The sequence below is a fragment of the Actinophytocola xanthii genome (genome assembly GCF_001921205.1).
In the GTDB taxonomy this organism is placed as follows: Bacteria; Actinomycetota; Actinomycetes; order Mycobacteriales; family Pseudonocardiaceae; genus Actinophytocola; species Actinophytocola xanthii.
In genome coordinates, this window is sequence record NZ_MSIE01000003.1 from 26,263 (window position 1) to 39,645 (window position 13,383).

9 protein-coding genes are annotated in these 13,383 nt (G+C 71.6%); 6 read left to right on the plus strand and 3 right to left on the minus strand.

What is annotated here, in order from left to right; genetic code table 11:
• Positions 1 to 47: 47 nt before the first annotated feature.
• Together BU204_RS03025 and BU204_RS03030 are read right to left on the minus strand one after the other, a co-directional pair.
• A complete protein-coding gene (locus BU204_RS03025) occupies positions 48 to 539 on the minus strand; it encodes an Rv3235 family protein (protein ID WP_075123974.1) in 492 nt (163 codons plus the stop codon).
• Positions 540 to 619: 80 nt separating this feature from the next.
• A complete protein-coding gene (locus BU204_RS03030; RefSeq protein ID WP_075123975.1) occupies positions 620 to 1,126 on the minus strand; it encodes a DUF6912 family protein in 507 nt (168 codons plus the stop codon).
• Between the two features lie 67 nt (positions 1,127 to 1,193).
• On the opposite strand from BU204_RS03030, the gene BU204_RS03035 reads away from it, so the two are divergent.
• Positions 1,194 to 1,967: a TrmH family RNA methyltransferase gene (locus BU204_RS03035; protein ID WP_075123976.1), complete on the plus strand. Its 774-nt coding sequence runs from the start codon at positions 1,194 to 1,196 to the stop codon at positions 1,965 to 1,967.
• A 16-nt stretch (positions 1,968 to 1,983) separates the two neighbouring features.
• Here BU204_RS03035 and BU204_RS03040 read toward each other — a convergent pair whose 3' ends face one another.
• Positions 1,984 to 2,988 (minus strand): medium chain dehydrogenase/reductase family protein, encoded by a 1,005-nt coding sequence (locus BU204_RS03040; protein ID WP_075123977.1) that lies wholly within the window; start codon positions 2,986 to 2,988, stop codon positions 1,984 to 1,986.
• Between the two features lie 72 nt (positions 2,989 to 3,060).
• Between BU204_RS03040 and BU204_RS03045 the strand changes: the two genes are divergently transcribed.
• The 5 genes from BU204_RS03045 to BU204_RS03065 all read left to right on the plus strand — a co-directional run.
• The gene (locus tag BU204_RS03045) at positions 3,061 to 3,717 is read left to right on the plus strand and encodes a TetR/AcrR family transcriptional regulator (protein WP_075123978.1); all 657 of its coding nucleotides are present in this window, start codon (positions 3,061 to 3,063) and stop codon (positions 3,715 to 3,717) included.
• A 77-nt stretch (positions 3,718 to 3,794) separates the two neighbouring features.
• A complete protein-coding gene (pruA, locus tag BU204_RS03050) occupies positions 3,795 to 5,423 on the plus strand; it encodes an L-glutamate gamma-semialdehyde dehydrogenase (protein ID WP_075123979.1) in 1,629 nt (542 codons plus the stop codon).
• Between the two features lie 99 nt (positions 5,424 to 5,522).
• Positions 5,523 to 8,771 (plus strand): S8 family peptidase, encoded by a 3,249-nt coding sequence (locus tag BU204_RS03055; protein WP_075123980.1) that lies wholly within the window; start codon positions 5,523 to 5,525, stop codon positions 8,769 to 8,771.
• Positions 8,772 to 8,898: 127 nt separating this feature from the next.
• The gene (locus tag BU204_RS03060) at positions 8,899 to 12,147 is read left to right on the plus strand and encodes a S8 family serine peptidase (protein ID WP_083660963.1); all 3,249 of its coding nucleotides are present in this window, start codon (positions 8,899 to 8,901) and stop codon (positions 12,145 to 12,147) included.
• 129 nt (positions 12,148 to 12,276) lie between these two features.
• On the plus strand, positions 12,277 to 13,383 hold a 1,107-nt coding region (locus BU204_RS03065), incomplete at its 3' end, for a S8 family serine peptidase (RefSeq protein ID WP_158073389.1).

Below are 13,383 nucleotides of genomic sequence, written 5' to 3' on the forward strand. Positions count from 1 at the left end.
GGCCTCGCGCTGTCGCCCCTCCTCGTGGCGGCAGTGCGGGGTGGCGGTCACAGCACGCGGAGGACGGCCAGCCGCCACCGGTCGTGCACCTGTTCCATGCGGATCGCCGCGGCGTGGACTCGGGGTGGGTGTGGCGGGCCGGCCGTCACGTCGATCACCGCGCTGAGCTCGACCACGTGCGCATCCGGGTAGCACGTGTGCAGCCGCCGGAGGCGGTGCTGGCGTCCGGGCGGCACCACCCGCAACCGGGTCAGCAGTGCCTCGTAGGCCGAGTCGGTCAGCAGGGTGCGCAGCTGGCCCACCGGGCGGCGGCCGTCGAGGACCTCCAGCACGTGGAGCACCAGCCGCCACAGGGTCTCGGGGGTGACCGACGCCGCGCACTCCGGCGGCGGCGCCACCAGGGTGAGCTGCGGGCCCCCCGGCGGCCGCAGGCTCGACCAGCGCCGTAACGGTTCGCCGTCGTGGCTGGGTTCGTAGTCGGGCAGCGCGCACAGCGCGACGCCACGCTCGTCCGGTTCGAAGTGGAGCGGTACTGACATGCCCTTACAGGGCGTCGAGACCGCCGAAATTGGACAAGCGTCCCCCTAACGGGGAGCGCGGATACGAACGGTGACGACCGCTAGAGCAGTTCCAGGAGGAAGGGCAACTCTTCCGTGGCATACCAGGCCAGCTCGTGGTCCTCGGCATCACCGAGCGTGAACTCGGCGTCCGGGTCGCCCAGGTCGGCCTCGTCAATGACCTCGGCGGCGGCCCGTACGGCCGGCTCGGCGTCCTCCGTGTCCAGATGCACGGCCGCCACCTGCGACAACGACACCGGCCCCGTCAGCCGGACGACGGCGGAGTCCAGGTCCGGGCGCAGCGTCGGCCCCTCCACGTCCGCGGAGATCACCGCCCGCCGCGGCAGCGCGCCCTCCGCGTCGTCGGCCATCTCCCCGGCCAGCAGGCGCAGCGACGCCCTGGCCGCCTCGGTCATCGCCGCGTACTCGAGCTCCTCGGCGCTGCCGGTGGCGTAGGACTCCCGCAGCGCCGGCGTGAGCGCGAACGCGGTGTCGTTCGTGGCGGCCACCTCGCCCTTCGCGGTCAACGTGCGCAACATGCTCACCGTGGCCGGAATGTAGACCCTCACTGCGCTCCATCCCCCTGTCCACCGGGCAGGACTAGATCCTGGCATACCGCCAGCGGGGGGACGTGGAATGCTCACCTCCGTGGACGCCGAATCGCCCAAGGACCGCTTCGTGACGGTGTTCGGTCGCAAGCCGGTACTCGAGGCGCTGGGCGACACCGCCCTGCGGGTGGACAAGGTCGTCCTGGCCGACACCGCCCGGGGCGCCGCCGCCCGCGAGATCATCGAGGCGGCCGCCGCCCGGGCCGTGCGGGTCGAGCGGGCCAGCGCCCACCGGGTCAAGGTGCTGGCCGGCAACGGGAAGCAGGACCAGGGCGTGCTCGCCGACGTGGTCGCCCCGCGCATGCGCCGGCTCACCGCCGCGCTGGCGACCGCACCGCCCCGAACGGTCCTGCTGCTGGACGGCATCACCACCCCGGCCAACGTCGGCATGATCCTGCGCACCGCCACGGCCGCCGGCATCGAGGGCGTCGTGGTTCCGCGGCGCGGGGTGGCGAGCATCGACCCGCTGGTCGTGAAGGCCTCGGCCGGGGTCGCGTTCCACGCGCCGGTCCTGCGCTGCTTCACCGCCGCCGAGGCCGCGGGGGAGCTGCGGGCCGCCGGCTACCCCCTGTTCGCCCTGGACGGCGCCGCCCGCCGGACGATCTTCGACGCCGACCTGCCCCAGCGTGCCGCCTACGTGCTGGGCGGCGAGACCGACGGCGTCGGCCGGGACGTGCTCGAGCACGTCACCGGTACCCTCTCGATCCCGTTGAGCGGCGGCGTCGAGTCCCTCAACGTCGCCAGCGCGGCCGCCGTCCTCTGCTTCGAGCTGGTGCGGCGCTCCCGGGCCGGCCGCGGCTGACCAGCACCCCCGGCGCTCACACCTCGAGCACGATCTTGCCGCTGGCCCGGCCGTCGACGAGCTGGCGGAGGGCCTCGTCCGCCTTCTCGAGGGGGAGGCGGGTGGCGATCGACGCGGTGAGGTCGCCGGCGCTCATCAGGCGGTAGACCTCGGTCAGGGCCTGGGTGAACCGGGGCCCCGGCTTCACGTAGTAGAACGTCGCCCGGCGGCGTCGGCCGCGGCCGAGCAGGCGGGCGAGCTGCCAGCCGGCGACGCGGCGGGCCGCGCCCAGGTACGGGGTCAGCCAGTGGCCCTCGTCGCGCAGGGTGCTGGCGGAGCCGTAGCTGATCACGATTCCGCCGTCGGCCAGCAGGGAGTACGACTCGACCAGGCTCGGACCGCCGACGTGGTCGAACACGGCGTCCACGCCCGCCGGGGCCAGCGCCCGCACCGCGGCCGGCACGTCGGCGGCCCGGTAGTCCACCGGCTCCCCGCCCAGCTCCCGCACCAGGTCGTGCTTGGCGCTCGACGCCGTACCGATCACGCGCGCTCCGGCCAGCACGGCCAACCGCGTCAGCAGCGAGCCGACACCGCCGGACGCGCCGTGCACGAGCACCGTCTGCCCCGGCCGCACCCTGGCCACCTGGTGCAGCATCTGCCAAGCCGTCACCCCGTTGGTCACCGCCGCGACCGCGACGCCGGCGTCCAGCTCGGCCGGGACCGGCACGACCGAGCTGGCCCGCACCACGGCCCGGCTGCGCCACGCGCCCGTCCTGGGCATCGCGGCCACCCGGTCGCCGACCGCGACCCCGGTCACGCCCGGACCGACCGCGTCGACGGTTCCCACCAGGTCATAGCCGGGCACGAACGGGAACCGGGGCTGCATCGGGTAACGCCGCCGCAGCATCTGCACCTCGGCGAAGCTCACCCCGCTCGCCTCCACCCGCACCCGGACCTCGCCGCGTCCGGGCTCGGGTGCCTCGACCTCCGCGACCAACAGCATCTCCGGACCGCCCGCCCCGGTCAGCACGATCTCCTTCATGACCCCTCCTCGGAAGTTAGAATCTCTAACTCCAATTAGAGGGTGTTACAGTACCGCTGTCAAGGGAGGCACATGGACCGCAGGCAGCAGTACCGCGAGCAGACCCGCCAGGAGGTCAAGCGGCTCGCGCTGGAGCAACTCGCCGAGCACGGGGTCGCGGGCATCTCGGTCAACGCGATCGGCAAGCGGATGGGCGTCACCGGCCCGGCGCTCTACCGGTACTTCGTCAACCGGGACGCGCTGCTCACCGAGCTGATCTCGGACGGCTACCACGACCTGGCCGACACCCTCCAGGCCGCGGTCACCCCGCCCGGTGCCCCCGCGGCCAGGCTGCTCGCCGCGGCCACCGCCCTGCGGGCCTGGGCCCTCGCCGCCCCGCACCGCTACCTGCTCCTGTTCGGCACCCCGGTCCCCGGCTACCAGGCCCCCGAGCACACCCTGGCCGCCGCCAACCGGGCAATGACCGCGCTGCTGACCGCGGTGGGCGAGGACAGCCGGCCGCCGGCGAGCGATCCGCTGCACGGCCAGGTCGCGGAGTGGGGGCGGCGGATGGGGCACGGCCACCTGACGTCCCGTCAGCAGCACTGGGGTCTCACCGTCTGGAGCCGGCTGCACGGCCTGCTCAGCCTCGAGGTCGCCGGCCAGTTCGAGCTGTCCGGTATCGATCCGGAGCTGCTGTTCCTGGCCGAGGTGGAGACGCTGGCGGCCTGGTGGGAGCCCGAGTCGTGACAGGATGACGGGGAACGGGCCGCGACCGGTCACAAGCTGGGCGGCCACCGAAGAGAGCCAGGGAGGCGACCCACATCATGGACGCCGTTTCGTCCGTTCCGGAGCCGGTCAACGAGCCGGTCCGGTCCTACGCGCCGGGCAGTGCCGAGCGCGAGTCGTTGCGGCGCCGCATCGCGGAGCTGGAGGGTGAGCGGCACGAGCTCACGATGACCATCGGCGGCGAGCGGCGGATGGCCGGCGGGGACCCCATCGACGTCGTCCAGCCGCACGACCACCGGCACGTGCTCGGCGTGACCGCCCAGGCCACCACCAGGGACGTGGCCGACGCGGTCACCGCGGCCAAGCAGGCCGCTCCCGCCTGGCGCGAGCTCCCCTTCGACGAGCGCGCGGCGGTGCTGCTGCGTGCCGCCGAGCTGCTCGCCGGGCCCTGGCGCGACACGCTCAACGCGGCGACGGTCCTCGGCCAGTCGAAGTCGGTGCAGCAGGCGGAGATCGACAGCGCCTGCGAGCTCATCGACTTCCTGCGGTTCAACGTCGCCTACGCCCGCCGCATCCTCGCCGAGCAGCCCAGCTCGGCTCCCGGCGGCTGGAACCGGTTCGACCACCGGCCGCTCGACGGGTTCGTCACCGCGATCACCCCGTTCAACTTCACCGCGATCGCCGCCAACCTGCCGACCGCGCCGGCGCTCATGGGCAACACCGTCGTCTGGAAGCCCTCGCCCACCCAGCAGCTCGCCGCACACCACACGATGCGCCTGCTGGAGGCGGCCGGCCTGCCGCCCGGCGTGATCAACATGGTCACCGGGGACGGCGCCGCGGTGAGCGAGGTCGCGCTGAACGACCCGGACTTCGCCGGCCTGCACTTCACCGGCTCGACCAAGACGTTCAAGCACCTCTGGCGCTCGATGGCGGAGCGACTGGACACCTACCGCAGCTACCCCCGGATCGTCGGCGAGACCGGCGGCAAGGACTTCGTCGTCGCGCACCGCTCCGCCGACCCGGCGGCGGTGGTGACCGGGCTGGTCCGCGGCGCGTTCGAGTACCAGGGCCAGAAGTGTTCGGCAGCCTCGCGTGCCTACGTCTCCCGCACGCTCTGGGAGGCCGGCCTGCGCGAGCAGCTCGTGGACACGACGGCCGCACTGTCCTATGGGGACGTCACGGACTTCTCCCACTTCGGCGGAGCGGTCATTGACGGCCGGGCCTTCGCCAAGCACCGGGACGTCCTGGAGATGGCCGCCTCCACCGCCACGCTGGAGGTCCTGGCCGGCGGCGGCTGCGACGACGAGGTCGGCTACTTCGTCCAGCCGACGATCGTGCTCGGCACCGACCCCACGCAGGAGGTCTTCACTACCGAGTGGTTCGGCCCGATCCTCGCCGTGCACGTCTTCGACGACGCCGACTACGGCAAGGTCCTCGAGCTGGTGGACAGCTCCACGCCCTACGCGCTCACCGGCGCCGTCTTCGCCACCGACCGCGCCGCCATCGACGAGGCGCACCGAGCCCTGCGCTTCGCCGCCGGTAACTTCTACGTCAACGACAAGCCGACCGGCGCCGTGGTGAGCCAGCAGCCCTTCGGCGGCAGCCGCGGCTCGGGCACCAACGACAAGGCGGGCTCGATCTACAACCTGCAGCGTTGGGTGAGCCCGCGGTCGATCAAGGAGACCTTCGTCCCGCCGACCTCTCCCGGGTACCCGCACATGGGCTGACCGGTCCGTGCGAGCAACCAAACCCGCGCCCGACCGTGTCTTTCTCCCTGGATGGAGCGGCGGCCGGTGAGGTGTTGTCGCGCGACTCGGGGAGAGTCCATGATCGGCAAACGAGCCCGCGTCCTGTTCGCGGGCCTGGTCGCCGCGGCGATCACGAGCACGACGGTGCTTGTGGGTGGTCCGGCGGTGGCGGCCCCGGCTGCTCCGCCGGGGCCGCCACCAGCCAGAACGTTGGAGAAGGTCGCGACGGTCACGTTGGTGACCGGCGACGTGGTGACTTTGGGCGGCGCGAACGGGGTCGACGTCCGGGCCGGCAAGGGGCGTGAGCACCTCGAGTTCCGTTCGTTCACCGACGAGCGCGGTGATGTGCACGTGATCCCCGAAGACGCTGTTACCGGGGTGTCCTCGGGGCGGTTGGATCCGCGCCTGTTCGACGTGAGTGGGTTGGTCCGGGCGGGCTATGACGACGCCGGGCGCCGGGACCTGCCGCTGATCGTGGATTATCCGGGTGCCACTCCGCGTGCGGCTGGGTTCCGTGCGGTTCGGGAGTTGCCGGTGGTGAGTGCGGTGGCGGTCCGGGCGGACCGGAGCACCGCCTTCTGGGCCGGGGCTCGCACCGCTGCCAGCAGGATCTGGCTGGATGGCCAGGTTCGGGCGAGCCTGGAGCACAGTGTGCCGCAGATCGGCGCACCAGAAGCGTGGGAGGCCGGGTTCACCGGCGCGGGCACCACGGTCGCGGTGTTGGACACGGGGATCGACAGCACTCACCCCGACCTGGCCGACGCCGTGCGGGAGGCGCGGGACTTCAGCGAGAGCGAGAGCGGCGCCGATGACCGGTTCGGGCATGGCACCCATGTGGCGTCGATCATCACCGGCGCGGGTGAGCGCTATCGGGGCGTGGCGCCGGACGCGGCGCTGTTGAACGGCAAGGTGCTCGACGATTTCGGCCTTGGTTCGGAGTCGGGCATCATCGCCGGGATGGAGTGGGCCGCCGACAGCGGCGCCGACGTGGTCAACATGAGTCTTTCCGCTCAGGATCCGGCCGAGGGCACAGACCTGGTCTCCCTCGCGGTGAACCGGATCAGCGCGGAGACCGGGGCCCTGTTCGTGGTCGCCGCCGGCAACACCGGTCCGTCCGCCGAGTCGATCACCGCGCCGGGGGCGGCCGACGCGGCGCTGACGGTCGGTGCGGTGGATCGCGAGGACGAGTTGGCGGAGTTCTCCAGTCGTGGTCCGCGGTGGGGGAGCGGGGCGATCAAGCCGGACATCACCGCTCCGGGGGTGGACATCGTGGCGGCGAAGGCCGCCCACGGCGTGATCGGTGACCCGGTCGAGGACGGCTATGTCGCGATGTCCGGCACGTCGATGGCGACGCCGCATGTGGCGGGGGCGGCGGCGATCCTGGCTCAGCGGCATCCGGAGTGGACGGGTGAAGCGCTCAAGGCGACGTTGATGTCGAGCGCGAAGCCGCACCCTGAGCTGTCGGTGTTCGAGCAGGGCGGCGGGCGCGTGGACGTCCCGGCAGCGGCGCGGGCGGCGGTGACGGCGTTCCCGGCGAGTCTGAGCCTGGGCACGGTCCAGTGGCCGCACCAGGACGACGAGCCGGTGACCGGCACGCTCACCTATCGCAACACCGGCACCGAGCCGGTCACCCTGAACGTGGTGGCGGACCTGCGTGGGCCGAACGGCGAGGCCGCTCCCGAAGGCATGTTCACGCTCTCCGCCGACGAGATCACGGTGCCGGCGGGCGGGTCGACCGAGGTCACGCTCACCACGAACACACGCGTCGAGGCCGTGGACGGGATCTACAGCGGGGTCGTCGTGGCCTCGGCCGGGGACACCGTCGTGCGCACGCCGGTCGCGGTGAACCGGGAGGTCGAGAGCTACGAGGTGACCATGCGCTTCGTCGGCGACGACGGAAACCCCACGCCCAACTACCAGGTCCGCCTCGTCAACCTCACCGTCGGCAAGGCCTACCTGCCCTACGAGGAGTCGGGCACGGTGGCCGTCCGGGTGCCGAAGGGTGAGTACTTCATGGATGCCGCGATCCAGGGCAACGAGACGGCCAACCATTTCGTGGAGCCGAGGTTCTCGGTGACCGGACCGACCGAGGAGACCCTGGACCCCCGAGACGGTGTTCCGATGGGCGTGTCCGTCGACGACCCCGACGCCCGGGTCGGTTTCCGGGAGGTGGCCTACAAGATGACGACAAAGCGGGGAACTATCTCGGCTGGTGGCATCTCACACACCTTCGACGGTACGAGGGTCCGCCCGTCGCGGACCTCCGCGCCCGGTGCGTTCACCATCGAGTTGGAGGCCCACCTCGCGGAGCCGGACGGTACCGAGGAGGGATCCGAGTTCCACGCCAGCCCGTACCTCTACCACGTGTGGCACACCGACGACAGCGGCCGCGTGCCGGACGACCTCCAGCTACGGTTCACCAACGACCAGTTCGCCAAGGTCGTCTCCCAACACGCTGTCGCGACCCCCGGCATGATGGGCTCGCGGGACGGCATGGTCACGATGCCGCTGCCGTACACGCTCACCGAGTACTACACCCCCGACGTGCGGTGGGATGGCTTCTTCGACGAGATCGAGCACGGGAACGACCTCTGGCCCAGTGGGCTGACCAGCAAGATCGACACACCGAGGACCTTCCGTCTCGGCACCACAACGCGGGAGCGGTGGAACGTCGGGGTGTTCGGCCCCGGTTTGATCCATGGCGACGGATGGGACAGCATCGACAGGCGCGGCAACGAGATCTACGTCAACCTCGGCCTGCACTCGGACGGGAACCCGAGCCGTGAGGGCGTTTCCCTGGAGGCGACCGGGAGCACGCAGCTGCTGCGGGACGGCGAGGTCATCGCGGAGAGCCAGGTCCCGGGCTACGTCGAGACGAGGGTTCTGCGGGAGCGGGCGGACTACACCCTTCGCGCGACGGCTACGCAACCCGGCCCGCTCTCGACCCGGATCGACGCGGAGTGGACGTTCGCCAGCGAGTACGTCGCGGGCGATACTCCAGTGCCGATTCCGGCGTTGGCGATGCGGTTCTCGCCCAACCTGGATGACCACAACGCGGCGAAAGCCGGGAAGCGGTTCCGGTTTCCGGTTCATGTGCAGCGCAACGGTGCCGAGCAGCCGGGCGAGGTGGACACGCCGCGACTGGAGGTGTCCTATGACGACGGCAAGACCTGGCGACCGTCTCGGTTGAGCCGGGAGCGCGACCACTGGGTGGCGGAGGTGAACCACCCGAAGGACGCGGAGTTCGTCTCGCTGCGCTCCTCGGTCTCCGACCGGAACGGCACCTCCCTGAAGCAGACCATCCTGCACGCCTACGCACTGAACTGATCACGAAAAGCGCCCGCAGTCCCCGGTTGATTGCCTACGCAAGCAACCGGCGAACAACCGGTTTGTGGCTTACTCACTCGATCTAGCGGCGGCCGTGAGGTGCTGTCGCGCGACTCGGGGAGAGTCCATGATCGGCAAACGAGCCCGCGTCCTGTTCGCGGGCCTGGTCGCCGCGGCGATCACGAGCACGACGGTGCTTGTGGGTGGTCCGGCGGTGGCGGCCCCGGCTGCTCCGCCGGGGCCGCCACCAGCCAGAACGTTGGAGAAGGCCGCGACGGTCACGTTGGTCACCGGGGACGTGGTGACTTTGGGCGGTCCGAACGGGGTCGACGTCCGGGCCGGCGAGGGGCGTGAGCACCTCGGCTTCCGTTCGTTCACCGACGAGCGCGGCGACGTGCACGTGATTCCCGAGGACGCTGTGGTCGGGGTGTCGGCTGGAGGGCTGGACCCGCGCCTGTTCGACGTCACCGGGCTGGTGCGGGCGGGCTATGACGACGCCCGGCGGGGGGACTTACCGCTGATCGTGGACTACCCCGGTGCCACCCCGCGTGCCGCCGGGTTCCGCGCGGTCCGCGAGCTGCCGGTGCTCAGCGCGGTGGCGGTCCGCGCCGACCGGAGCCCTGCTTTCTGGGCGGGCGCGCGTACGGCGGCCAGGAAGATCTGGCTGGATGGCCAGGTCCAGGCCAGCCTGGAGCACAGCGTGCCGCAGATCGGCGCACCAGAGGCGTGGGAGGCCGGGTACACCGGCGCGGGCACCACGGTCGCGGTGCTGGACACGGGGATCGACAGCACCCACCCCGACCTGGCCGACGCCGTGCGCGAGGCGCGGGACTTCACCGAGAGCGAGACCGGCGCCGACGACCGGTTCGGGCACGGGACCCATGTGGCGTCGATCATCACCGGCGCGGGTGAGCGGTACCGGGGCGTGGCGCCGGACGCGGCGCTGTTGAACGGGAAGGTGCTCGCCGACGACGGCTCTGGTTCGGAGTCGGGGATCATCGCCGGGATGGAGTGGGCCGCCGACAGCGGCGCCGATGTGATCAACATGAGCCTGGGCAACCGCCAGCCGAGCGAGGGCAACGATCCGCTGTCCCTCGCGGTGAACCGGATCAGCGCGGACACCGGCGCTCTGTTCGTCGTCTCTGCGGGGAACAGCGGTCCGAGTGAGGAGTCGATCGGCTCACCGGCGGCGGCTGACGCGGCGCTGACGGTGGGTGCGGTGGATCGCGCCGAGGAGCTGGCGGAGTTCTCCAGTCGTGGTCCGCGGTGGGGGAACGGGGCGATCAAGCCGGACATCACGGCTCCGGGGGTGGACATCGTGGCGGCGAAGGCCGCCCACGGCTTCCTCGGCACCCCGGCCGCGGACGGCTACGTCTCGCTGCCCGGCACGTCGATGGCGGCCCCGCATGTGGCGGGGGCGGCGGCGATCCTGGCGCAGCGGCATCCGGAGTGGACGGGTGAGACGCTCAAGGCGACGTTGACGTCGAGTGCGAAGCCGCACCCGGAGCTGTCGGTGTTCGAGCAGGGCAGCGGCAGGGTGGACGTCGCGGCAGCGGTGAGCACGCCGGTCACGGCGTTGCCGGCGAGCCTGAGCCTCGGCACCGTCGAGTGGCCGCACCACGACGACGAGCCGATCGTCAAGGCCCTGACCTACCGCAACACCGGCACCGAGCCCGTCACGCTGAACCTGGCGGTGGACGTGCGCGGCCCGAACGGCGAGCCCGCGCCCGAGGGCATGTTCACCTTCTCCGCGGACCGGCTCACGGTGCCCGTCGGCGGCTCGACCGAGGTCACCCTGACCACGGACACGCGGGTGGAGGCGGCGGACGGCCTCTACAGTGGGGCCGTCGTCGCCTCGGCCGGGGACACCGTCGTGCGCACGCCGGTCGCGGTGACCCGGGGGGTCGAGAGCCACGACGTGACCATGCGCTTACTCGGCGACGACGGAAACCCCACACCCAACTACATGGTCCGCTTCCTCAGCCTCACCGCTCCCGAGATCTACGAGGCCTACGACGAGTCCGGCACCGTGGTCGCCCGGCTGCCCAAGGGGGAGTACTTCCTGGATGCCGTGATCCTGGACAACGGGACGATCACCGATTTCGTGGAGCCGAGGTTCTCGGTGACCGCACCGACCCAGGAGACCCTGGACCCCCGAGACGGTGTTCCGATCAGCATCTCCCTCGACGACCCGGACGCCCGGCCCGGTTGGAGCATACGGTCCTACGACATGACGACCGAGTCGGGAAGTATCGGGACCAGCCGTATCGGGCAGGACTTCGACTCGGTGCGGACCCGTCCGTCGCGGACCTCCGCGCCCGGCGCGTTCACGTTCGGGTTGCAGGCCTCTCTCGCCGAGCCCGACGGCAGCGGGCAGTACCCCGGGTTCCACGCCAGCCCGTACCTGTACCACGTACGGCACACCGACGACAGCGGCCGCGTGCCGGACGACCTCCAGCTACGGTTCACCAACGACCAGTTCGCCAAGGTCGTCTCGGAGCACGCGGTGGCGACGCCGGGCCTGATGGGGCTCCGGGACGACGTGGTCACGATGCCCCTGCCGTACACGCTCACCGAGTACTACACCCCGGACGCGCCGTGGGGTGGCTTCTTCGCCGAGGTCGAGCACGCGAACGCCATCTGGCCGAGCGGGCTGGTCAGCCGCGTCGACACGCCGAGGACCTTCCGCCTCGGCTCGACAACGCAGGAGCGGTGGAACGTCGGGGTGTTCGGCCCCGGCATGCCCTACGACGGCGAGGTCGGCAGCATCCACAGGCTCGGCAACGAGGTCGTCGTCAGCGTCGGCCTGTTCTCGGACGGGAACCCACGCCGTGCGGGCAGTTCCGGGGTGGCGACCGGAACCACCGAGCTGCTGCGGAACGGCGAGGTTGTCGCGAAGAGCGAGAATCCGGGAGGGGTCCGGACGCGGGTCCTGCCGGAGCGGGCGGACTACAGCGTCCGCACGACGGCCACCCAACCCGGTCCGCTCTCGACCCGGGTCGATGCGGAGTGGACGTTCAGCAGCGGGCATGTCGAGGGTGAGGAGCCGGCAGCGATACCGGCGTTGGCGATGCGGTTCTCGCCGGACCTGGATGACCACAACGCGGCCAGGGCGGGGCAGCGGTTCCGCTTCCCGGTCCATGTGCAGCGCAACGGCGCCGAGCAGCCGGGCGAGGTGGACACGCCGCGGGTGGAGGTCTCCTATGACGACGGGCAGACCTGGCAGGACGTTCGGTTGCGGCGCGATCGTGGTTACTGGGTGGCGGAGGTGAACCACCCGACGGACGCGGAGTTCGTCTCGCTGCGGTCCTCGGTCTCCGACCGCGACGGCAACTCCATGAAGCAGACCGTCCTGCACGCCTACGCCCTGAACTGACCCAGAAAGGCTCATGTCGTCCCGGCCTGATCGGTCGCCGCGTGCAACCAGACACACTCGAATCGTGTCTTACTCACTGGATCTAGCGGCGGCCGGTGAGGTGCTGTCGCGCGGACTCCGGGAGAGTGCATGATCCACAAAAGAGCCCGCGTCCTGTTCGCGGGTTTGGTTGCCGCGGCGACGGCGAGCACGACGTTGCTCGTGGGTGGCCCGGCGGTGGCGGCCCCGGCTGGTGTGCCGGGGCCGCCACCGGGCAACACACTGGGGAAGGCAGCGACGGTCACGTTGGTGACCGGGGATGTCGTGACGCTGGGCGATCCCGACGGGGTCGACGTCCGGGCCGGCAAGGGGCGTGAGCACCTGGGCTTCCGTTCGTTCACCGACGAGCGCGGCGACGTGCACGTGATCCCCGAGGACGCGCTGACCGGGGTGTCCGCCGGGAGGCTGGATCCCCGCCTGTTCGACGTGACCGCGCTGGTGCGCGCCGGCTACGACGACGCGCGGCGGAGGGACCTGCCGCTGATCGTGGACTACCCGGGTGCCACCCCGCGTGCCGCAGGGTTCCGCGCGGTCCGCGAGCTGCCGGTGCTGAGCGCGGTCGCGCTCCGCGCCGAGCGGAGCACCGCCTTCTGGACAGGGGCACGTACCGCGGCCGGCAGGATCTGGCTGGACGGCCCCGTCCGCGCCAGCCTCGAGCACAGCGTGCCGCAGATCGGCGCGCCGCAGGCCTGGGACGCCGGCTACACCGGTGCCGGCACCACGGTCGCGGTACTCGACACCGGGGTCGACAGCACTCATCCGGACCTGGCCGGGGCGGTGCGCGAGGCTCGGGACTTCACCGAGAGCGAGAGCGGGACCGACGACCGGTTCGGGCACGGGACCCATGTGGCGTCGATCATCACCGGTGCCGGTGAGCGGTACCGGGGCGTGGCGCCGGACGCGGCGCTGCTGAACGGCAAGGTGCTCAACGACTTCGGCGGCGGGTCGGAGTCGGGGGTCATCGCCGGGATGGAGTGGGCCGCCGACAGCGGCGCCGACGTGGTCAACATGAGCCTGGGCGACCCCTGGCCGGACGACGGCACCGCTCCGATGTCCGTAGCCCTGAACCGGATCAGCGCGGAGACCGGGGCCCTGTTCGTGGTCGCCGCCGGCAACACCGGGCCCTCCGAGGAGTCGATCGGCACCCCGGCGTCCGCCGACGCCGCGCTCACTGTCGGCGCGGTGGACCGCGAGGAC